The 24,471-nt window shown below is 78.3% G+C and carries 2 protein-coding genes; both read right to left on the reverse strand.

Going from position 1 to position 24,471, the window contains the following annotated elements; genetic code table 11:
* Nucleotides 1-6: 6 nt before the first annotated feature.
* The gene (locus tag BJP25_RS35465) at nt 7-12,429 is read right to left on the reverse strand and encodes a type I polyketide synthase (RefSeq protein ID WP_075974856.1); all 12,423 of its coding nucleotides are present in this window, start codon (nt 12,427-12,429) and stop codon (nt 7-9) included.
* Nucleotides 12,430-12,481: 52 nt separating this feature from the next.
* Nucleotides 12,482-24,316: a type I polyketide synthase gene (locus tag BJP25_RS11455; protein WP_075974857.1), complete on the reverse strand. Its 11,835-nt coding sequence runs from the start codon at nt 24,314-24,316 to the stop codon at nt 12,482-12,484.
* Nucleotides 24,317-24,471 lie beyond the last annotated feature (155 nt).

The following is a 24,471-nucleotide window of genomic DNA, read 5'->3' on the forward strand; positions in this document are numbered from 1 at the left end:
TCCCCGTCATGGCTTGCCGAACTCCGACTGGATCAGGTCGAGCAGCTCGTCGGCCCCGGCGTCGGCCAGGTCCGGCGCGAACGCGGGCGCGGCCGGGCCCGCGAGCCGGTCGGCCAGCGCGCGCAGCCGGGCCGCCAGGCCGCCCGGGTCGTCGACCCCGCCCGCGGCCACCAGCGCCTCGATCCGGTCGAGGTCCGCGCCCGGGTCGGCGTCCGGGCGGGTCTCGGCGGCCAGGTGCTCGGCGAGGGCGTCGGGGGTCGGGTGGTCGAACACGAGCGTGGTCGGCAGCGCCAACCCGGTCTTGGCCGACAGCGCCGCGCGCAGCTCGACCGCGGTCAGCGAGTCGAACCCGATCTCCAGGAAGCCGCGCCTGCTGTCGACCGAGGCGGTGCGCAGCACGCGGGCGGCCTCGGCGCGGACCAGGTCGAGCAGCCGCCGCTTGCGCCCGGCGTCGTCGAGGCGGGCCAGCTCGGCGGCGAGCCCGGCCCCCTCCGCGCCCGCCTCGGCCGCAGCGGGCGCGGGGGCGGGTGCGGGGGTGACGGCGGCCAGCAGCGGGGCGGGGCGGGCGGAGGTGAACAGCGGCGCGAACACCGCCCAGTCGACGTCGGCGACCACCGCGGTGGGCCGGTCCCCGACCAGGCGCAGCAGCGCGGCGACGGCCGCGGCCGGGTCCAGCGGGCGCAGGCCGCGGCGGCGCAGCCCGTCCCCGACCTCGCCGTCCGCCATGCCGCCGCCCGCCCAGGGGCCCCAGGCGATCGCGGTGGCGGGCAGGCCGCGGCGGTGCCGGTCGAGGGCCAGCGCGTCGAGCCGGGCGTTGGCCGCGGCGTAGGCGCCGTGGTCGCCGCTGCCCCACACCCCGGCGATGGAGGAGAACAGGACGAACGCGTCGACCTCGCCCACCAGCTCGTCGAGCAGCAGGGCGCCGGTCACCTTGGCGTCGAGCACCTCGGCCAGCTCGGCCGGGTCCAGCTCGGCCAGCGGGGCGAGCCGCGCCACGCCCGCGGCGTGCACGACGGCGGTCACCGGGTGGGCGGCGAGCAGGGCGGTCAGCTGGGCGCGGTCGGTGACGTCGCAGGCCACCACGACGGCCCGCTCCCCCAGCTCCTCCCGCAGGGCGCGGGCGGCCGGGGCGTCGGGGCCGCCGCGGCTGGCGAGCACCACCTCGTCGGCGCCCGCGGCGAGGACGGCGCGGGCGACGTGCCCGCCCAGGGCGCCGGTGCCACCGGTGACCAGGATGGTGCCCCTCGGGGTCCACGAGCCCGCGCCGGGGGCGGCGGGCACGACGCGGCGGGCCGACGCCTCGGCACCGCGCACGCGGACCTGGTCCTCCTCGCCGCCGAGCAGGGCCGCCACGACCGCCCAGTCGGGGTGGTCGACCTCGATCGACCCGCCCCAGCGGCGGGGCTGCTCCAGCGCGGCGACCCGGCCCAGCGCGTGCGCCCCGGCGCTGCCGCCGACGACCCACACCGGGGCGTCCGCGGCGCGCAGCAGGTCGAGCAGCGCGACCTCGTCGGCCGGGGCGACGACCACGACGCCGTCGGGCGAGCCGGTGAGGTCGTCGCTGACGCGCACGCCCAGGTCCGCCAGGGCGGCGCGCAGGCCGTCGGCGTCACCCAGGACCGCCCAATGGCCGATCGGACCCGCGCCGGGGGCCAGCGGCTGCCAGTCCACGGCGTAGTGCCAGTCGTCGGAGCCGGGGGCCGTGGGCAGCGTCGGCCAGTAGCGCGTGTGCTCGAACGGGTAGGTGGGCAGGTCGACGCGCGCACCCACCGGACCGGCGAACGCGGACCAGTCGACGCGCTCGCCCGCGGTGTGCAGGGCGGCGAGCGCGGCGGCGATCGAGCGCGGCTCGTCGGCGCGCGGGCGCAGCAGGGCGGCGAAGACGGCGGGGGCGGCGGCGGACCCGTCGTCGAGGGTGGCGCGGGCCAGGGCGGTGAGCGTGGCGCCGGGGCCGACCTCCAGGAACCGGTCCGCGCCCGCGGCGACCGCGGCGCGCAGGCCCTCGGCGAAGCGCACCTCGTGGCGCAGGTGGCGCACCCAGTGCTCAGGGTCGGTCAGCTCGCCCTGCTCAGCGACCTTGCCGGAGACGTCGGACACGACCGGGATCTGCGGCTCGCGCAGCGCCACCCCGGACACCACCGCGCGGAACTCGGCCAGCACCGGCTCCACCAGCGCGGAGTGGAAGGCGTGGCTCACCCGCAGCCGCCGCGAGCGGGCGGTCAGCGCCGCGGCGAGCGCGTCGACCTCCTCGGCGCGGCCGGAGACGACCACGGCGGCCGGGCCGTTGACCGCGGCGATGTCGAGCCCGGGGGTCAGCAGCGGGCGCACGTCCTCCTCGGCGGCGTCGACGGCGAGCATCGCCCCGCCCGCGGGCAGCGACTGGAGCAGCCTGCCCCGCGCGGCGACGACCGCGGCGGCGTCGGCCAGCGTCAGCACCCCGGCCACGTGCGCGGCGGCCAGCCCGCCGATGGAGTGCCCGAGCAGCGCGACCGGTCGCACGCCCCAGCCCTCGACCAGCCGGTAGAGGGCCACCTCCAGCGCGAACAGGGCGGGCTGGGTGTAGGCGGTCTGGTCGATCAGCTCGGCCTCGGCGGTGCCGGGCTCGGCGAACAACACCTCCGCGAGCGGGCGGTCGAGGTGGGGATCGAGGTGGGAGCAGACCTCGGTGAGCGCGGCGGCGAACACCGGGGAAGCCTCGGCCAGCTGCTTGCCCACACCGGCGTGCTGCGCCCCCTGCCCGGGGAACAGGAACGCCACGCCGCCGCCCGCGGTGGCGGTGCCCGCGACGACGTCGGGGTGGTCGGGGAACGCGGCCAGGGCGGCGGACAGCTCCGCGCGGTCGGCACCCAGGACGACGGCCCGGTGGGACAGGTCGGCGCGGGTGTCGGCCAGCGCGGCGGCGAGCGCGGCAGGGTCGTCGAGCAGCCCGGCGGCCCGCTGGGCGACCACGGCCAGCGCGGTCGGGCTGGCCGCCGACAGCGGCAGCGCGTGCACCGGGAACGCCTCCCCGGCAGCGGGGGCGCGCTCGGCGGGGGCAGGCGGCTGCTCCAGGATGACGTGGGCGTTGGTGCCGCTGAACCCGAACGAGGACACGCCCGCGCGGCGGGGGCGGCCGGTCTCGGGCCAGGCCACCGGCTCGGTCAGCAGCTCGACGCGCCCGGAGCTCCAGTCCACGTGCGGGCTGGGCTGCTCGGCGTGCAGGGTGCGCGGGAGCAACCCGTGGCGCATCGCCCACACGGTCTTGAGCACGCCGCCGACTCCCGCCGCGGCCTGGGCGTGGCCGATGTTGGACTTGAGCGAGCCCAGGCGCAGCGGCTCGGCGCGGTCCTGGCCGTAGACGGCGAGCAGCGCCTCCGCCTCGATCGGGTCGCCCAGCGCGGTGCCGGTGCCGTGCGCCTCCACGGCGTCCACATCGGACGGTGACAGGCCCGCGTCGGCGAGGGCGGCGCGGAGGACGCGCTGCTGGGACCTGCCGCTGGGGGCGGTGAGCCCGTTGGAGGCGCCGTCGGAGTTGACCGCGGTGCCGCGGACCACGGCCAGCACCGGGTAGCCGTTGGCCTCGGCGGTCGAGCGGCGGGCGAGCACGAGCACCCCGACGCCCTCGGACCAGCCGGTGCCGTCGGCGCCCGCGCCGAACGCCCGGCACCGGCCGTCCGGGGACATCGCCCGCTGGCGGGTGAACTCCACCAGCACGCCGGGGGTGGACATGATCGTCGCGGCGCCCGCCAGGGCGAGGTCGCACTCGCCCGCGCGCAGCGACCGGGTGGCCAGGTGCAGGGCGACCAGCGACGACGAGCACGCGGTGTCGACGCTGAGCGCCGGGCCCTCCAGCCCGAGGGTGTAGGCGATGCGTCCGGAGAGCACGCTGGGGGCGTTGCCGACGCCGAGGTGCCCGCCGACGTCCTCGCTGGCCGCGGCCAGCACGGCGGCGTAGTCGTTGGGGTTGGCCCCGGCGAACACGCCGGTGCGGCTGCCGCGCAGCGCGTGCGGGTCGATGCCCGCGCGCTCCAGCGCTTCCCAGGACACCTCCAGCAGGTGCCGTTGCTGCGGGTCCATCGCCAGCGCCTCGCGCGGGCTGATGCCGAAGAACGCCGCGTCGAACCCGGCGGCACCGTCGAGGAAGCCGCCGTGGCGGGCCAGCGAGGTGCCGGGGTGGTCGGGGTCGGGGTGGTGCAGGTCGGCGGGCCAGCCGCGGTCGGTGGGCAGCGGGCCGATGGCGTCGGTGCCGTCGAGCACGAGCTGCCACAGCTCGTCCGGGGAGGTGACGCCGCCCGGGTAGCGGCAGGCGCCGCCGACGATGACCACCGGGTCGTCGTCGGGGGCCGCCGTGGTGGGAGCCGGGGCGACCCCGGCGCGGTCGGCGCCGGTGAGCAGCGCGGCGAGGCGGTGCGGGGTCGGCTCGTCGAACACGACGGTCGCGGGCAGGCGCACCCCGGTGGCCGCGGCGACGCGGTCGCGCAGCTCGACGGCGGTCAGCGAGTCGAAGCCGAGGTCGCGGAAGGCGGTGTCGGCACCCACGGCCGTGGCGTCGGCGTGGCCGAGCACCTCCGCGGCCAGCGCGCGGACGAGCTTGACGGCCTGGGCCGGGGTGAGGTCGGTCGGGGCGCCGGCCGCCACCGGCTCCGGCGCGCTGACCAGGCCGGACAGCAGCGGCGACGGGCGGCGTGCGGTGAAGGCGCGGTGGAAGGCCGCCCAGTCGACGTCGGCGAGCACGACGACGGGGTCAGTCCCGCCGAGTTCGCGCAGCAGGGCGCGCGCGGCGCGGTCGGGGTCGAGCGGGCGCAGGCCGAGGCGGCCGAGCCCGGCCAGCTCCCCGGCGGCGTGCGCCATGCCCGTCCCCGCCCAGGGCCCCCAGGCGATCGCGGTGGCGGCGCGGCCGCGGGCGCGGCGGGCGTGGGCGATGGCGTGCAGGGCGGCGTTCGCCGCGGAGTAGGCGCCCTGCTGCCCGCTGCCCCACACCCCCGCGATGGAGGAGAACAGGACGAACGCGTCGACGTCACCGACCAGTTCGTCGAGCAGGCGCGCGCCGGTGACCTTGGCGTCGAGCACATCCGCCAGCTCTGCCGGGTCGAGGGCGTCGACCGGGGTGCGCGGACCGCCCACACCCGCGGCGTGGATGACCACGGTCGGGGCGTGCTCGGCCACGACGGCCTGGAGGGCGGCGCGGTCGGTCACGTCGCAGGCGACCGTGATGACCTCGGCCGCGGTGTCGACCTCCGGTGCCGGGCCGCCGGTGCGGCTCAGCAGCACGACCTTGGCCGCACCGGGCAGGTTCCGGGCGACGGCGAGGCCGAGCCCGCCGGTGCCGCCGGTGATCAGGACGGTGGCGCCGTCGAGGACGGCCCGGCCGCGCGGTCGCGGGGCGGCGACGAGGCGCTGGGCGAGGACCGTCCCGCGCAGGGCGATCTGGTCCTCACCGGAGGTCATCGCCGCGCGCAACTGCTCGGGGTCGGGCTCGCCCGCGGTGGCCGGGAGGTCGATCAAGCCACCCCAGCGGTCGGGGTGCTCCAGGGCCACGACACGGCCGAGGCCCCAGATGGCCGCCTGGTCGGGGTCCGGGGTCTCGTCGCCGACCGCGACAGCGCCCCGGGTCAAGCACCACACGCGGCTGCCCCCGGGGACCTCGCGCAGGGCGGCGAGCAGGTCAGCGGGGGTCTTGCCCGCCAGGTCGAGCACGGTCGCGCCCGGCTCGGCGGCCGCGGCGTCGACGGCGATCTCCTGCCACACGGGCACGTGCCGCCAGGGGTTGCCGGGGGTCTGGGTGGTGGTGAGCCAGTAGCGGTCGCGCTGGAAGGCGTAGGTCGGCAGGTCGACCGCGCGCGCCCCGGGGTGCACAGCGGCCCAGTCGACGGCCACGCCGCCTGCCCACAGCGCCGCGAGACCCCGGGTCAGCGACTCGACCTCATCGGTGTCCTTGCGCTGCAACGCGATCATGCCGTCGATGAACGGCAGCAGCGCCGCCTCGGGCCCGACCTCGACCACGTGCGCGGCGTCGAGCCGGGCGGCCCCCTCCGCGAAGCGGACGGTGGCGCGCACGTTGTCGCTCCAGTACGTCGCCTCGGCGGGGTCGTGCTCGCCGGCGACCCCGACGAACTCGATCCCCGCAGCCTTGGTCCCCCTCGTGGCGCGCGGGGTCGCCGCGACGGCCTCGGCGAAGGGGGCCAGCACCTCGTCCATGTGCGCGGAGTGGAAGGCGTGGCTGACCCGCAGCAGGGAAGCCTTGGTGCCACGGGCCCGGCAGTCCTCGACCAGCTCCCGCACGGCTTCGGCGTCCCCGGAGACGACGACGGAGCCGGGGCCGTTGACGGCCGCCACCTCCACCCCCGCGGGTAGGCGCAGGTCCTGCTCGGCCGAGCCGATCGCCGCCATGGCGCCGGGCCGCTCGACCGCGCCCATGAGCTCGCCGCGGCGGACCACGAGCCGCGCGGCGTCCTCCAGCGCGAACACGCCCGCGGCCCACGCGGCGGCGAACTCGCCCACCGAGTGCCCGATCACCACGTCGGGTCGCACGCCCCAGGACTGGAGCAGCCGCACCACCGCGACCTCGAAGGCGAAGATCGCGGGCTGGGCGACGCGGGTGTCGTCCAGCCGCTCCCCGTCCAGCACCGCGGCCCGGACCTCGGCCGGGAACAGCGCCAGCACCTCGTCCCACGCGGCGGCGAAGGCGGGGAAGCGCGCGGCCAGCCCGGCGCCCATGCCCGCGCGCTGCGAGCCCTGCCCGGTGAACGCGAACGCGACGCGGCCCGGCTTGGCGGTGGTCACGCCGCGCGCGGCGCGCAGCCGCTCGACGGCCTGGTCGGTGGACCCGGCCACGACGGCGATCCGGTGGTCGAACGCGGCGCGGGCGGTGCCCAGCGACAGCGCGACGTCCGCGAGGGAGGTCCCGGGGTACGCCGCGAGGAAGTCCGCGAGCCTGTCCGCCTGGGCCCGCGCGGCAGCGGCACTGCGCCCGGAGACGGCCAGGGCGACCGGGCCCGGCTCAGCGGGCCCGGTCGGATCCGCCGCCTGGTCGGCGGCTTGTTCGATGGCTTGTTCGACGACCACGTGGGCGTTGGTGCCGCTGAAGCCGAAGGAGGACACGCCGATCCGCCACGGCCGCGCCAGCTCCGGCAGCGGCTCGGCCTCGGTGAGCACGGCCAGGCCGCGCCAGTCGACGTGGCCGGACGGGGTGGCGGCGTGCAGGGTCGCGGGCAGCACGCCGTGGCGCAGGGCCAGCACGGACTTGATCACCCCGGCGACCCCGGCCGCGGCCTGGGTGTGGCCGATGTTGGACTTGACCGAGCCCAGCAGCAGGGGCCGCTCGCGGTCGGCGCCGTAGACCGCGCCGAGCGCCCCCGCCTCGATCGGGTCCCCGAGCCGGGTCCCGGTGCCGTGGCCCTCCACGGCGTCCACATCGGACGGCGTGAGGCCCGCGTCGGCCAGCGCCGCGCGCAGGACCCGCTGCTGCGCGGGCCCGTTGGGGGCGGTGAGGCCGTTGGAGGCGCCGTCGGAGTTGACCGCGCTGCCGCGCACGACGGCGAGGACGGGGTGGCCGTGGCGGCGGGCGTCGGAGAGGCGTTCGAGCACCAGCACGCCCGCGCCCTCACCCCAGCCGGTGCCGTCGGCGCCCTCGGCGTAGGCCTTGCAGCGGCCGTCGGCCGCCAGCCCGCGCTGGCGGGCGAACTCGGTGAACGCCGTGGGCGTCGCCATCACCGTGACACCGCCCGCCAGCGCCAGCGAGCACTCCCCCGCCCGCAGCGCCCGCACCGCCAGGTGCAGCGCGACCAGCGAGGACGAGCACGCGGTGTCCACGGTCAGCGACGGGCCCTCCAGGCCCAGCGCGTAGGAGACGCGGCCGGAGAGCACGCTGGCCGCGCTGCCGGTGCCCAGGTAGCCGTCGGGGCGGTCGACCGCGCCCGCCACGACCGCCGAGTAGTCCTGCCCGTTGGTGCCCGCGAACACGGCGGTGTCGCTGCCGCGCAGGCCGGTCGGGTCGACGCCCGCGCGTTCCAGGGCCTCCCAGACGACCTCCAGCAGCACGCGCTGCTGCGGGTCCATCGCGGTGGCCTCGCGCGGGGAGATGCCGAAGAACCCGGCGTCGAAGGCCGCGGCGTCGGCGAGGAAGGCGCCCTCGGCGGCGTAGGTGGTGCCCGGCTTGTCGGGGTCCGGGTCGACCAGGGCGGCCAGGTCCCAGCCCCGGTCGTCGGGGAACGGGCCCACGGCGTCGCCGCCCGCGCGCAGCAGGTCCCACAGCGACTCGGGGCTGTCGACGCCGCCGGGGAAGCGGCAGCCCATGCCGACCACGGCGATCGGGTCGTCGGCGCTCGCCGCGACGGCGGTGGTGGCGGCGGCGGTCCCGGCGCCGGTCAGCTCGGTGAGCAGGTGCGCGACCAGCGCGTCCGGGGTGGGGTGGTCGAACACGACGGTGGCGGGCAGGCGCAGGCCGGTGGCCGCCGCCAGGGCGTCGCGCAGCTCCACGGCGGTCAGCGAGTCGAACCCGAGGTCGCGGAACGGGCGGGTGCGGTCGACGGCGTCGGCGCCGGTGTGGCCGAGGACGGCGGCGACGCGGTCGAGCACCACGCCCGCGAGCTGGTCGGGGGCGACGGTGGCGGCGGTGGCGACCTCGGGGGCCCGCACGGTCTCGACCGGGCGCGCGGCGGGGATGCCCGCCAGCAGCGGGCTGGGGCGGCGGGCGGTGAAGGCCGGGGCGAAGCGGGCCCAGTCGACGTCGGCCACCGTGACGCAGGTGTCGCCCGCGGCCAGCGCAGCGCCCAGCGCGTCGAGCGCGGTGGCGGGTGCCAGCGGGCGCAGGCCCCGGCGGACGAGTTCGTCGCCGGTCTCGCCGGTGGCCATGCCCGCCTCGGCCCACGGGCCCCAGGCGATCGACAGCGCGGTCTCACCGCGGGCGCGCCTGCGCCCGGCGAGGTCGTCGAGCGCGGCGTTGGCGGCGGCGTACGCGCCGAGCCCGCCGCTGCCCCACACGCCCGCGATGGAGGAGAACAGCACGAACGCGCTGAGCCCGCCGGTCAGCTCGTCGAGCAGCAGCGCGCCGCCGACCTTGGCGGCGTGCACGGCGCGCAGGTCCTCGGCGGTGGTCTCGGCCAGCGGCCGGGTGAGCACGGCGCCCGCGGTGTGGAACACCGAGTCCACGGGGTGAGCGGCGAGCAGGGCGGCGACCTGGTCCCGGTCGGCCACGTCGCAGGCGACGACGGCGACGCGCGCCCCGCGCCCCGCCAGTGCGGCGCGCAGCTCGTCCGCGCCCGGCGCGTCGGGGCCGCGCCTGCTGACCAGGACGAGGTCGGTCGCGCCGCGGTCGACGGCCCAGTGCGCGACGCGGGCACCCAGGCCGCCGGTGCCGCCGGTGATCAGCACCGGGCCCGCGGGGGTCCAGTCCTCGCCGGGGCGCGCGGGCACGGGGGTCAGCCTGCGCAGCCGCGGGCCGGACTCGTCGACGCGGATCGCGTCCTCGGCGCCGCCGATGACCGCGCGCAGGTGGGCGGAGTCGCCGTCCTGCTCCACGCAACCGCCCCACAGCCCCGGGTGCTCCAGGGCGGCGACGCGGCCGAGCGCGGCGATGGCGGCGGCCTCCGGCCCCTCGGCCAGGCACCACAGCCGCACGTCGCGACCGAGGGCGCGCTGGAGGCGGTCGAGCGCTTCGGCGGCGGTGGCGGGCCGGAACACCGCGATCGCGCCGTCCGGCAGGTCCGCCACGGTCTCCAGGCCGTCGACCTCGGTGTCCCAGGCGACCGCCCCGGGCGGGAACGCCGCGGCGCGGTCGAGGACGGCGGGCGCCCAGGTGACCCGGTAGCGCAGGGCGTCGAGGTCGGACCCGGCGGCCGGGGCGGGGCCGTCGAGCCAGAAGCGGGTGCGCTGGAAGGCGTAAGTGGGCAGGGCGACCGGGCGGGCCCCGGCGTGGAAGGCGGCCCAGTCGACGGCCTGCCCGGTGACGTGCAGGCGGGCCAGGGCCTCCAGGGCGGCGCGCTGCTCGTCGCGGTCCTTCTTCTGCGCGGGGACGCACCCGTCGACCAGCGGGGTGAGCGCGGCGTCGGGCCCGACCTCCAGCGCGCGAACCGCGCCGAGGCGGCGCACGCCCTCGGCGAAGCGGACCGGGTTGCGCACGTTGTCGACCCAGTAGGCGGCGTCCTCGGGGTCGTGCTCGCCCGCGACGGGGATGAAGTCGATGGTGCGGGGGTGGCGCGCGATGGTGTCGACGAAGGCGGCGAAGCCGGGCAGCACCTCGTCCATGTGCGCGGAGTGGAAGGCGTGGCTGACGTCGAGCAGCGTCGCCCGCACCCCCTCCGACCGGTAGCGCTCGACGAGGGCGCGCACCGCGTCGGCGTCGCCGGAGACGACCACGGAGCCCTCGGCGTTGACCGCGCCGACCTCCACGCCCGCGGGCAGGTCCACCTCGGACTCGGGCAGGGCCACGGCGGCCATCGCGCCGCGCGCGGCGACCGCGCCCATCCGCGCGCCGCGGTCGACGACGAGGCGGGCGGCGTCCTCCAGGGTGAAGATCCCGGCCACGTGCGCGGCGGCGACCTCACCGACCGAGTGGCCGATGACCACGTCCGGGACCACGCCCCACGAGGCGAACAGCCGGGTGAGCGCGACCTCGAAGGCGAAGATCGCGGGCTGGGCGAACTCGGTGCCGCCCAGGCGCGGGCCGCCCTGCTCGACCACCTCGCGCACTGGCGCGGGGAACAGCGCCAGCACCTCCCGCCACGCTTCGGCGAAGGCGGGGAACGCGGCGGCCAGGCCCGCGCCCATGCCCGCGCGCTGCGAGCCCTGCCCGGTGAACACGAACGCCGTGCCGCCGCCGACGACGGTCCCGGTGACCACGTCGGACGAGGTGTCCCCGGCCGCCAGCGCGCGCAGCGCCGCGGGGTGCGCGTCCAGCACGACGGCCCGCTGGGCCAGCGCGGCGCGGGCGGTGCCGAGCGTGAAGGCGACGTCGGCGGCGGCGTGCTCGTCCGCAACCTCGGCCAACCGCGCGGCCTGCTGCCGCAGCGCCTGCTGAGTGTGACCGCTCAGCGGCCACAGCACCGGGCCGGAGTGCGTGCCTGCCTGCTGCTCGACCGCGGGCGGTTCCTCGATGATCGCGTGCGCGTTCGTGCCGCTGACGCCGAAGGAGGACACCCCCGCCCGGCGGACGCGGTCGCCCGCGGGCCACTCGACGGGCTCGGTGAGCAGGGAGACCGCGCCGGCGGCCCAGTCGACGTGCGGGCTGGGGGTCCGCGCGTGCAGCGTCCTGGGCAGCACGCCGTGCCGCATGGCCTCGACGACCTTGATGATCCCGGCGACGCCCGCGGCGGCCTGGGTGTGGCCGATGTTGGACTTGATCGACCCGAGCCGCAGCGGGGTGTCCCGGTCCTGGCCGTAGGTGTCGAGCAGGGCCTGGGCCTCGATCGGGTCGCCCAGGACGGTGCCGGTGCCGTGCGCCTCCACCGCGTCCACATCGGACGCGGTGAGCCCGGCGTCGGCCAGGGCGGCGCGGATGACCGCGCGCTGGGCGGGGCCGCTCGGGGCGGTGAGGCCGTTGGACGCGCCATCGGAGTTCACCGCCGTGCCGCGCACCACCGCCAGCACCGGGTGGCCGTTGGCGAGGGCGTCGGACAACCTCTCCAGCAGCAGGAAACCGGCGCCCTCGGCCCAGCCGGTGCCGTCCGCGCCCGCGCCGAAGGACTTGCACCGGCCGTCGGCGGCCAGGCCCTGCTGGCGGGAGAAGTCGAGGAAGACCTGCGGGCTCGCCATCACGGTCACCCCGCCCGCGAGCGCCATCGAGCACTCCCCCGAGCGCAGCGAGCGCACGGCCCAGTGCAGGCCGACCAGCGACGAGGAGCACGCGGTGTCGACGGTGACGGCCGGGCCCTCCAGCCCGAAGGTGTAGGCGACGCGGCCGGAGGCGATGCTGCCCGCGCTGCCGTTGACGACGAACCCCTCCAGCTGCTCGGGGATGGCGTCGAGGCGGGAGCCGTAGTCGTGGTACATCAGCCCGGCGAACACCCCGGTCCGGCTGCCGCGCACCGACCTGGGGTCGAGCCCGGCGCGCTCGAAGGCCTCCCAGGCGACCTCCAGCAGCAGCCGCTGCTGCGGGTCGGTGGCCAGCGCCTCGCGCGGGGAGATCCCGAACAGGTCGGCGTCGAAGTCTGCGGCGTCGTGCAGGAACCCGCCGCGCCCGGTCCGGGAGGTGCCCGGGCCGCCCTCGGGGTCGTGCAGGTCCGCGGGCCAGCCGCGGTCGGCGGGGAAGGCGGAGGTGGCGTCGCGGCCCGCGGCGACGAGCTCCCACAGGTCCTCCGGGGAGCGCACGCCACCGGGGTAGCGGCAGGCCGCGCCGATGATGGCGACCGGCTCGGTCGCGGCGGACTCGGCCTCGGCCAGCCGCCGCTTGACCGCGCGCAGGTCGGTCGTCACCTTCTTCAGGTAGTCCCGCAGCTTCTGCTCGGTGCTCACGCGGTGTCACCCCCCGGTCGGGTCGTCGGTCGCGGTGGTCGCACGGGTCGCACTAGTCGCCGAACTCCTTGTCGATGAGGTCGAAGAGCTCGTCGTCGGAGGCGGTGTCGACATCGGCGTCCAGCCCCGGCTCGACCTCGGGCTCCCCGCTGCCCGCCAGCAGCTCGCGCAGGCGGGCCGCCACCGCCTGCCGCTCGGCCGGGTCGGCCAGGGCCAGCCGCAGCCCGTCGAGGGCGGCCTCCAGCGCCGGGGCGGGGGCCGGGGCGGGCGGCGGCGCGTCGGCCAGCCTGCTGGCCAGCCCCGCGGCGAGGGCGGCGGGCGTGGGGTGCTCGAAGACCAGCGTGGTGGTCAGCGCCAACCCGGTCGCGGCGGCGAGCTGGTTGCGCAGCTCCACCGAGGCCAGCGAGTCGAAGCCGAGGGTCTTGAACGCGGTGTCGGGGTCGACCGCGAGCGGGGAGGCGTGGCCCAGGACGGCGGCGACGCGGGCCCGCACGAGGCCGAACAGCGCCCGGCCGCGCTCGGCGGGGGCCATCGCCGCCCACCGGTCGGGGCCCGGCTCGGGGCGGGCCGCGCGCGCGGGCTTGGGCACCAGGGCCGACAGCAGCGGCGGGACCTCGTCGGCGGCGCGCAGCGCGGCGAGGTCGAGGCGGGCGGGCACCAGGGCGGTGTGCCCGCTGCGCAGCGCGGCGTCGAACAGCGCGCGGCCGTCGGCGGCCGAGAGCGGGCGGATGCCCAGGCGGGCCAGCCGGGCGCGGCCCGCCTCGTCCAGGTGCTCGGCCATCCCGCCCTCCCACAGGCCCCAGGCCAGGGCGGTGGCGGGCAGGCCGCGGGCGGCGCGGTCGGCGGCGAGGGCGTCCAGGGCGGTGTTGGCGGCGGCGTAGTTGGCCTGCCCGGCGGTGCCCAGGACACCGGCCGCGGCGGTGAACACGACGAACGCGTCGAGGTCGCGGGTGAGCCGGTCGAGGTTGCGCGCGGCGTCGACCTTGGGCCGGGCGACGGCGGCGAGCCGCTGCGGTGTCATCGCGGCCAGGACGCCGTCGTCGAGCACGCCCGCGGCGTGCACGACGGCGCTGATCCGCCGGTCGGCCGCGGCCAGCACGGCGGCGCACTGCTCGGGGTCGGCGAGGTCGGCGGCCTCGACGCGCACGTCGACGCCGAGGGCGGCGAGGTCGGCGGCGAGCCGGTCGGCGCCGGGGGCGGCGGGCCCGCGCCTGCTGACCAGCAGCAGGTGCTTCGCGCCCGCTTCCGCGAGGTGGCGGGCGAACAGGGCGCCCAGCGCGCCGGTGCCGCCGGTGATGAGCACGGTGCCGTCCGGGTCGATCCCGCTCCCCTGACCGGTGCCGCCGGTGGCGGGGACGCGGACCAGGCGCGGGACGAACGCGGCGCCGTCGCGCAGGGCGACCTCGGGTTCACCGATCGCCAGCGCGGCCAGCAGGTCGGGGTGCTCGGCGCCCTGGGGTCCCGCCTCGACCAGGGCGAACCGGCCGGGGTGCTCGGCGCGGGCGGACCGGACGAGGCCGACGACCCCCGCGCCCGCGAGCTGGCCATCGGTGACGACGACGAAGGTGCGGTCGTCCGGGGTGGCGAGGAACTCCTGCATCCGCAGCAGGGTCCCGGCGGGCTCATGTCCGGTGTGGACGAGGAACCGCTCGGCGGGGGCGGGCGCGGCGGGCAGCTCGACGCGGGTCCACTCGACCCGGTGGAGCAGGTCGGCCGCCGGGTCGGCGGGACGGGCCGGGCGCAGCGCCAGCGCGTCGACCGCGACGACGACGCGGCCGGTGTCGTCGGCGACCTCGACGGCCGCGGTGAGCGGCCCGACCGGGGTCAGCGTGGCGCGCAGCGCGCCGGTGGCGGGCCCGTCGACCACCACGCCGGTGAAGGAGAACGGCAGCAGCGCGGTGCCCGGGTCGCCGTCGAGCTCACCGAGGCCGACCGCGTGCAGGGCGGTGTCGAGCAGCGCGGGGTGCACCGCGTGCCCGCCGGTGAGCCCGGCGGGCGGGGTGACCTCGGCGGTGTAGGAGGTGCCGTGGCGCCACAGGCCGGTCAGGCCGCGGAAGGCGGGGCCGTAGTCGATGCCGTTGGCGGCGAAGCGGTCGTAGAGCGCGTCGCGGTCCAGCGGGGTGGGCGCACCGGAGGGCCGGGGCCGCACGGCGGGCACGACCTCCCCGAGCGCACCGGTGGCCGCGACCACCCAGGAACCGCCCTCGCGCCGGGAGTGGACGGTGACCGCGCGCGCGGAGTCGACCTTGACCTGGATGTCGACCTGCTCGCCCGCGGGGACGACGACGGGGGTGGTCAGCGTCAGCTCCATGACGCCGAGGCCGCCCGCGCGGGTGCCCGCGTGCGCGACGAGGTCGAGCAGCGCGGTGCCGGGCAGCAGCACCTGGCCGCCGACGACGTGCCCGGCCAGCCAGGGGTGCGCCGCGGTCGAGACCGCGCCGCTGAGCACGAGGTCGCCGGTGTCGGCCAGGGTCACCTCGTCGGTGAGCACGGGGTGGGCGCCGGGCCTGCCCGTGGGCGCGGCGAGCCAGAACGAGTCGCGGCGGAACGGGTAGGTGGGCACGTCGGCGCGGGCGGTGCCGGGCGGCACGGGCGCGGGCGCCCGGCCGATGGCGTGCAGGCGGGCGAGGGCCGTGGTGACCCCGTCCGGCTCGGGCAGGCCGCGGCCGAGCAGCGCCACGGCGGTGGCGGTGGGGGCGCTGTCGGCGATCATCGCGGTGAGCGCGCCGCCGGGGCCGACTTCGAGGAAGGCGTCCGCGCCCAGGCCCGCGGCGGTGGTGACGGCGTCGTGGAAGCGCACCGCCTGGCGGGCGTGGCGGACCCAGTGCTCGGCCGTGGCCAGCTCCGGCCCGGCGACCTCGCCGGTGACGTCGGAGACGACGGTGAGGGTGGGCTCGGCGTAGGTGACCCGCTCGGCCACGGCGCGGAAGGCGTCGAGCGCCGGGTCCATGCGCGCGGAGTGGAAGGCGTGGCTGACCGCGAGCCGCGCCGTGCGCACACCGCGCTCGGCCCAGTGGGCGGCCAGCGCGTCGACGGCGTCGGCGTCCCCGGAGACCACGACGGCGCGGGGGCCGTTGACCGCGGCGATCGAGACCCCGGCGGTCAGCAGCGGCGCGACCTCGTCCTCCGCAGCGCCGACAGCGAGCATCGCCCCGCCCTCGGGCAGCGCCTGCATGAGCTTGCCGCGCGCGGTGACCAGCGCGGCCGCGTCGGCCAGGGAGAACACCCCGGCGACGTGGGCGGCGGCGATCGAGCCGACGGAGTGGCCGAGCAGCACCCCGGGCCGCACCCCGCGGGCGGTCAGCGCCCGGTGCAGGGCGACCTCGACGGCAAACAGCGCGGGCTGGGCGTGCTCGGTGCGGTTGAGGGCGTCGGCGTCCTCGCCCCAGAGCACGGCGCGCAGCCCCGGGTCGAGCGCGGCCAGCACCTCGTCCAGGGCGGCGGCGAAGACCGGGTCGGCGGCGTGCAGGGCGCGCCCGGCGCCGAGGCGCTGGCTGCCCTGGCCGGGGAACACGAACGCCAGCTCGCCCTCGCGCACCCGGGTGGGGGTCAGCTCGCGCAGGCCGTCGACGAGGGCGGCGCGGTCGTGGCCGACGACGACCGCGCGGTGGTCGTGGGTGGTGCGGGCGGCCAGGGCGCGGGCGACCGCGGCGGGGTCGGCCTCGGTCCGCTCGGCCCACTCCGCGAGTTCGGCGGCGCGGCGGCGCAGGCCGTCGCCGTCCTTGGCCGACAGCGGCCACGCGACCAGACCCGCCGCGGGCTCGGTGGTCTCGGCCGGTTCCGCGGCCTCGGGGATCTCGGGCGCCTCTTCGAGGATGACGTGGGCGTTGGTGCCGCTGATGCCGAAGGACGACACGGCCGCGCGGCGGGTCCGCTCCCCCGGTGCCCACGGCGCGGGCTCGGTGAGCAGCCGCAGCGCACCGCCTGCCCAGTCGACGTGCGGGCTGGGCTCGTCGGCGTGCAGGGTCCTGGGCAGCACGCCGTGCCGCAGCGCCTGCACCAGCTTGATCACCCCGGCCACACCGGCGGCGGCCTGGGAGTGGCCCAGGTTGGACTTGAGCGAGCCCAGGGCCAGCGGGGCGGACCGGTCGCGGCCGTAGGCGGCGATCAGCGCCTCGGCCTCGATCGGGTCGCCCAGGGCGGTGCCGGTGCCGTGCGCCTCGACGGCGTCCACATCGGACGGCTCCAGGCCCGCGTCGGCCAGCGCCGCGGCGATCACCCGCTGCTGCGCCGGGCCGTTCGGGGCGGTCAGGCCGTTGGACGCGCCATCGGAGTTCACCGCCGTGCCGCGCACCACCGCCAGCACGGGGTGGCCGTTGGCGCGCGCGTCGGAGAGCCGTTCGAGCACGAGCACGCCCGCGCCCTCGGCCCACCCGGTGCCGTCCGCGCCCGCGCCGAAGGCCTTGCACCGGCCATCGGCGGCCAGGCCGCCCTGCTTGCCGAACTCGAGGAAGACGCCGGGCGAGGCCATCACGGTCGCGCCCGCGGCCAGGGCCAGCCCGCACTCCCCCGCGCGCAGCGCCCGCGCCGCCAGGTGCAGCGCGACCAGCGACGACGAGCACGCGGTGTCCACGGTCAGCGACGGCCCCTGCAACCCCAGGGCGTAGGAGATCCGCCCCGAGGCCACGCTGGGGTGCCCACCGGTGAGCGCGTTGCCCGCCACGTCGTCCCCGACGGCGTCCAGGCGCGGCCCGTACTCCTGGTGCGAGGCGCCGACGAACACCCCGGTCGCGGTGCCGTGCAGCGCGTCGGTGTCCAGGCCCGCACGTTCCACGGCCTCCCACGCCGTTTCGAGCAGGATGCGCTGCTGGGGGTCCATAGCCAGCGCCTCGCGCGGGGAGATGCCGAAGAACGCCGGGTCGAACTCGTCGGCGTCGAGCAGGAAGCCGCCCCGGTCGACCACGCCCGCGGCGGTCAGCGCGCGCAGGTCCCAGCCGCGGTCGGTGGGCAGCGGGCCCAGCGCCTCGCGGCCCGCGGCGACGAGGTCCCACAGGTCGTCGGGGGTGCGGATGCCGCCGGGGTAGCGGCAGGCCATGCCGATGACCGCGATCGGCTCGTCGGCCGCGGCGGCCACCGGCGCGGCGGCGGCGGTCCCGGTGCGGGCCCGGTCGAGGTGGCGGGCGAGCGCGCGCGGCGTGGGGTGGTCGTAGAGGACGCCCACCGGCAGGCGCAGGCCGGTGGCGGCGGCGAGGGCGTTGCGCAGCTCCACCGAGGTCAGCGAGTCGAAGCCGAGGTCGCGGAAGGGCCGGTCGAGCGCGATCGAGGCCGGGTCGCGGTGGCCCAGGGCGGCGGCGGTCCGCGCGCGCACCAGGTCGAGGGCGTCGCCCACCGGCGCGGGGGCGGTGCGGGGGGCGACCTGGACCAGGTCGCGCAGCAGCGGGCCGGGGACGGTGGCGGCGAAGCGGTCCCAGTCGACGTCGGCGACCAGCACGACCGGGTCGGGTCCGGCGACCGCGGCCCAGAGCGCGTCGACGGCGCGGGCCGGGTCGAGCGGGCGCGCGCCGCGGCGGCGGAACCCGTCGGCGGCGGCCTCGGCCATGCCCGCCCCCGCCCAGGGCCCCCAGGCCACGGCGGTGGCGGGCAGGCCGCGGGCGCGGCGGTCGCGGGCCAGGGCGTCGAGGGCGGCGTTGGCCGAGCCGTACCCGGACTGGCCGGGGTTGCCGGTGACGCCGACGAAGGAGGAGAACAGCACGAACGCGCGCACGTCCCCGACGAGCCGGTCGAGGGCGCGGGCGGCGTCGAGCTTGGCGCGGCGGGTGGCGGCCAGCGCGGCGGCGGTGGTGTTGTCCACCGTGGCGTCGTCGAGGGTCCCGGCGGCGTGCACGACGGTGTCCACCGGGCCGGTCGCGGCGAGCACGGCGGCGAGGGCGTCGGGGTCGGCGGCGTCGCAGTCGGCCAGGGTGACCCGGGCGCCGCGGCGCTCCAGGTCGGCGGCGAGGTCGGTCGCGCGGGAGGCGGTGCGGCTGAGCAGCACCAGGTGCTCGACGCCGCGGTCGGCGAGGTCGCGGGCGACGGCCGCGCCGAGCGCGCCGGTGCCGCCGGTGATCAGGGCGGTGCCGCGCGGCTGGAAGGGCGTGCCGGGGCGGGCGGCGCGGTGCAGCCTGCGGACCGCGACGCCCTCAGCGGTGACGGCGAGGTCGACCTCGTCGCCGGGGGCGGCCAGGACGCGGCGGGCGCGGTCGACCTGCTCGGCGGTGGCCTCGCGGGGCAGGTCGAGCAGGCGCAGGTCGAGGTCGGGGCGCTCGGTGCGGGCGCTGTGCACCAGCCCGCGCACGGCGGCCTGGTCGGGGTCGGTCTCGGCGTCGCGGGTGAGCACCCACAGGCGCTCGGGCGCGGTCTTCAGAAGGGCGAGCGTGCCCTCGGCGTCGAGCGCGCTGACCAGGATGGCGTCGCCGCTTTCGGCCGGGTCGTCGATGCGGACGGCCTCGGTGAACGGGTTGTCGCCCTCGGCGGCGATCACGGCCAGCGGCCCGGCCTGCGCGGCGGGGACGGTAACGGGCTGCCAGCGCACCGCGTGGAACAGCGCGTCCTCGGCCGCTTCATCGGCGTGCAGCCAGAAGCGGCTGCGCTGGAAGGCGTAGGTGGGCAGGTCGGCGCGCGGGCCCGCCGGGAGCACCGCGTCCCAGTCGAGGTCGACCCCGCCCGCGAACAGCCGGGCCGCGGCCGTGAGCGCGGCCTGCGCCTCGTCGTCGCCCTTGACCGCGGGGACGCAGCCGTCGAGCACCGGGGTCAGGGCCGGGGTGGGCCCGACCTCCAGCACGTGCACGGCGTCCAGGCCCGCGGCGCCCTCGGCGAAGCGGACCGCGTCCCGCACGTTGGCGACCCAGTAGTCGGTGGAGGTCGGGTCGACGTCGCGGGCGACGCGCACGAACCGGACCGACGGCTCCCGCCGCTCGACACCGTCCACGAAGGACCGGAACTCGTCCAGCACGGGGTCCATGTGCGCGGAGTGGAAGGCGTGGCTCACGGCCAGCACCGACGCCTTGACCCCGCGCGCCTTGTGCTCGGCCACCAGCGCCGCCACCGCGTCGGCGTCGCCGGACACCACGACGGAACCGGGCGCGTTGACCGCCGCCAGCTCCACCCCGGCCGGAAGCTCCACTTCAGACTCACCGAGCCCGATGGCTCCCATCGCGCCGCGGGCGGTCACTGCCCCCATCAACGCCCCGCGCTTGACCACCAGGGCGGCGGCGTCCGCCAGGGAGAACACCCCGGCGGCCCACGCCGCGGCGATCTCCCCCACGGAGTGCCCGATCACGACGTCCGGCCGCACGCCCCACGAGGCGAACAGCCGCACCACCGCGACCTCGAAGGCGAAGATCGCGGGCTGGGCGAACTGGGTCTCCGCGATCCGCGACCCCTCGGTGATCGCGGCGCGCACCTCGGCGGGGAACAGGCCCAGGACCTCGTCCCACGCAGCGCGGAACACCGGGAACGCCGCCGCCAGCCCACGCCCCATCGCCGCGTGCTGCGAGCCCTGCCCGGTGAAGGCGAACGCCGTCCGCCCGGGGCGCGCGACCCCGCGCACCGCGCCGGAGGCCAGCGAGTCCAGCAGTTCGCCCGCTGTCGCGCCGACGCCGACAGCGCGGTGCGGCAGAGCGGTCCGCGACGCCAGCGCGCGGGCGACCGGCACGGGGTCGACCTGGTCCGCGAGTGCGGCGACCTGCGCGGCCAAGGCCTCGGGCGAGTGCCCGCTGACCGGCCACAGCACCGGACCGCCCGCGACCTCGGGCCTGTCCTCGGTGCCCTGCTCCACCGACTGCTCCAGCACCAGGTGGGCGTTGGTGCCGCTGATCCCGAACGACGAGACGGCCGCGCGGCGGGTGCGCCCGGCGGGCCAGGAGTCGGCCTCGGTGAGCAGGCGCACCCCGGTCCACTCGACGTGCCCGGTGGGGTTCTCGGCGTGCAGGGTCGCGGGCCGCACGCCGTGGCGCACGGCCTGAACGGCCTTGACCACGCCGAGCACGCCCGCGGCGGCCTGGGCGTGGCCGATGTTGGACTTGAGCGAGCCGAGCGCCACCGGCTCGGCCCGGTCGGCGCCGTAGGTGGCGATGAGCGCGGCGGCCTCGACCGGGTCGCCCAGGCGGGTGCCGGTGCCGTGCGCCTCGACCAGGTCGACGTCGGCGCCGGTGAGGCCCGCGTCGGCGAGCGCGGCGCGGATGACCCGGCGCTGCGCGGCGCCGTTGGGGGCGGTCAGGCCGTTGGAGGTGCCGTCCTGGTTGACCGCGCTGCCGCGGATCACGGCCAGCACGGTGTCGCCGTCGCGGCGGGCGTCGGTGAGCCTGCGCAGCACCAGCAGGCCCGCGCCCTCGGCCCAGCCGGTGCCGTCGGCGTCGGCGGAGAACGCCTTGCAGCGCCCGTCGGCGGCGAGCCCGCCCTGCTTGGCGAACTCCGCGAACATGCCGGGGCTGCTCATCACGGTCACCCCGCCCGCGAGGGCGGTGTCCACCTCGCCCTGGCGCAGCGACCGCACGGCCAGGTGCAGCGCCACCAGCGAGGAGGAGCAGGCGGTGTCGACGGTCAGCGCGGGCCCGTCGAGCCCGAAGTGGTAGGCGATGCGCCCGGAGGCGACGCTGGTCGTGGTGCCGGTGAGGACGTGCCCGCCCGCCTCGCCCGCCCGGTGCGCGCGGGGGCCGTAGTCCTGCGGGATGGCGCCGACGAACACCCCCGTGGTGCCCGCGGGGACCCCGCCCGCGCGCTCGAAGGCCTCCCAGGCCAGCTCCAGCAGCACCCGCTGCTGCGGCTCCATCGCCGCGGCCTCGCGCGGGGAGATGCCGAACAGGTCCGCGTCGAACTCGGCGGCGTCGTGCAGGAACCCGCCGCGCGCGTCCGCCAGCGCCCACCCGCGGTCGGTCGGGGCGGGGCCGACGGCGTCGCGGCGGTCGACGACCAGCTCCCACAGCTGCTCGGGGGTGGTGACCCCGCCGGGCGCGCGGCAGGCCATGGCCACCACGGCGATCGGCTCGCCGGGGTCGACCGCGGCGCGCGCCGGGGTCTCGGCGGTGTCGGTGCCGCCGTTGTCCCACCACGTCGCCAGCGCTGCGGGCGTGGGGTGCTCGAAGACCACCGTGGACGGGACCGCGCGGCCCAGGCGGGACAGCCGCTCGCGCAGCTCCTCCAGCAGGACCGAGTCCATCCCCAGGTCGCGGAAGGTGCGGTCGGCGTCGAACGCGGCGGCGTCGGTGTGGCCCAGCACGGCGGCGACGTGGTCGAGGACGCCCGCTGCGGGCTCGGTGGCGGGCTCGCGGACGGCGGCTTCGGGGGCGGCGGGCTTGCGGGCGGCACGGCCGTCGCCCGCCCAGTGCCGGGTGCGCTCGAACGGGTAGGTCGGCAGGGAGACCCGGCGGCCGGACCCGGCCAACGCCGACCAGTCCTCGCCGCGGGCGGTGGCGAGCGCGGCGGCGGCGCGGGCGGTCAGCGGTTCGTCGTGGCCCTCGCGCAGCAGCGGCGCGGTGGCAATGACGTCCGCGCCGTCCGCACCGTCAGCGCCGTCCGCGCGCACGAGGCCGCCGAGGGTCGAGCCGGAGCCGAGTTCGAGGAAGGTCACGGTCCCGTCCGCCACGGCGGCGGACGCGGCGTCGTGGAAGCGGACTGGCTGGCGCGCGTGCTCGGCCCAGTACCGCGCCCACTGCTCGGGCTCGAACGCCGTCCACCGCTGCCCGGTCAGCGTGGACACGACCGCCACCCGCGGCTCGCGCGGGCGGAGCCTGCCCGCGACCGCGCGCAGGTCGTCCAGCACCGGGTCGAGCAGGTGGGAGTGGAAGGCGTGGCTGACGCGCAGCGCGCTGGTGCGCCGCCCGCGCGCGGCCCAGCGGTCCAGCAGGGCGGCGACGGGTCCGGCGGCGCCGGAGACCACCACGGCGCGCGGGCCGTTGACCGCGGCGAGGTCGACGCCGGGCCCCAGGTCGGCGGTGATCTCCTCGGCACCGGCCTCCACCGCGCCCATCGCCCCGCCCGCCGGGAGCGCGGCCATGAGCGCGCCGCGCGCGACGACCAGCTCAGCCGCCTCGTCGAGGGTCAGCACACCGGCGATCTGCGCCGCCGCGACCTCGCCCACCGAGTGCCCGACGAGCACGTCCGGCCGCACGCCCCACTCGGCCAGCAGCCGGGCGAGGGCGACCTGGAGGGCGAACAGCGCGGGCTGGGCGAAGGCGGTGTTGTCCAGCGCCGCCGTGTCGTCGCCGTGCAGGACCTCGCGCAGCCGGGGCCCGCCCAGGTGGCGGTCGACAGCGGCGGTGGCCTCGTCGAACGCCTCGGCGAAGGCGGGCACGGCCAGCAGGCCGCGACCGGCGCCGAGGCGCTGCCCGCCCTGACCGGGGAGCAGGAAGCCGACGCGCCCCGTGGCGGGCTCGACGGGCAGGACCGCCGGCGAAGGGCGGCCCTCCGCCAGGGCGTCGAGGGCTCGATCGGCGCCAGCGCGGTCGGTGGCGACGACGACCGCGCGGTGGGCGAGCCTCGCCCGGCCCAGGGCCAGGGTGGCGGCGGTGTCGGCGAGGGACGCGGGCGCGTCGCGCAGCCGCGCCGCCAACGCCCTCAGCGCCGAGCCCGTGCGGGCGCTGAGCACCAGCGCGGCAGGACCCCCGTCATCCTCTGTGGACTGAACATCGTGCGCGGACTCCGTCGGAGCCGCCCCGCGCACGACGACGTGGGCGTTGGCGCCGCCCATGCTGAACGAGCTGACGCCGCCGACCGCGGTCGCGGGCAGCGGCTCCAGGGCGGTCACCACGCGCAGACCGAGCGCGTCGAGGTCGATCGCCGGGTTCGGCTCGACGTGGTGCAGCGAGGCGGGCAGCTCACCCGCGCGCACCGCCAGCACCGCCTTGAGCAGCCCGGCGGCCCCGGCGGCGCCCTCCAGGTGGCCGATGTTGGTCTTGACCGACCCGACCGGCAGCACCGCGCCGCGCCCGGCGAACACCGCGCCCAGGCCCGCGGCCTCGACCGGGTCGCCCGCGCGCGTGCCGGTGCCGTGCAGCTCGACGAAGTCCACATCGGACGGGGTGATGCCCGCCGCGGCGTGCGCCCGGCGGATGACCTCGGCCTGGGCCGCGGCGCGGGGCACGGTCAGCCCGTCGCCGCCGCCGTCGTGGTTGAGCGCGCTGCCCGCGATCACCGCGTGCACCCGGTCGCCGTCGGCCAGCGCGTCGGCCAGCCTGCGCAGGGCGAACACCACACCGCCCTCGCCGCGGACGTAGCCGTCGGCGCGGGCGTCGAAGACGTGGCAGCGGCCGGTGGGCGAGAGCGCGCCGAACTCCGCGGTCACCGCGCTGCCCAGCGCGGCGAGGTTGAGGTGGACGCCGCCGGTGAGCACCGTGTCCGCCTCGCCCCGGTGCAGCGCCGCGCACGCCTGGTGCACCGCGACCAGCGACCCGGCCTGCGCGGCGTCCACGGTCAGGCTCGGGCCGGTGAGCCCGAGCACGTGCGAGACCCGGTGCGCCAGCATCCCCCTGGACAGCCCGGTCAGCGTGTGGGCGCCCGCGCCCGCCCTGGTGAGCGCGGCGTAGTCGTCGGCCATCGCGCCGAGCACGACCCCGGTGCCGCGGCGCGCGGCGACCTCGGGCGGGGTCCCGGCGTCCTCCAGGGCCTCCCAGGCAAGTTCCAGCACCAGCCGCTGCTGCGGGTCGAGCGCGGCGGCCTCGCGCGGGGACACCCCGAAGAAGCCCGCGTCGAAGGTGTCCACTTCGGCCAGGAAGCCGCCGAGCCGAACCCCGGCCGGGTAGCGGGCCAGGACCTCGGCGGCGTCGGGCCAGCGGTCGGCGGGGACCGGGCGCACCGCGTCGGCGCCCGCGCGCAGCGCGTCCCAGAACGGCGCGGGACCGCCGGCGCCGGGCAGCCTGCACGCCAGGCCCACGACGGCGACGGGCGAGACCGCGCAACCGCTGTTCGTCACGCCACCGCCCCGCCTCCCGCACGACCCCGGATTGTCGGCGCGCGACCACCGCCCTGTGCCCGCAGACTGCGCCGAAGTTCTGGCGCGAATCTACGATCCGGTTTGTCCAGCCCACACCCCTAAGCACCCCTAATGGGTTCAGGGGCGCCGGACGG

This window comes from Actinokineospora bangkokensis (assembly GCF_001940455.1).
Lineage (GTDB): Bacteria > Actinomycetota > Actinomycetes > Mycobacteriales > Pseudonocardiaceae > Actinokineospora > Actinokineospora bangkokensis.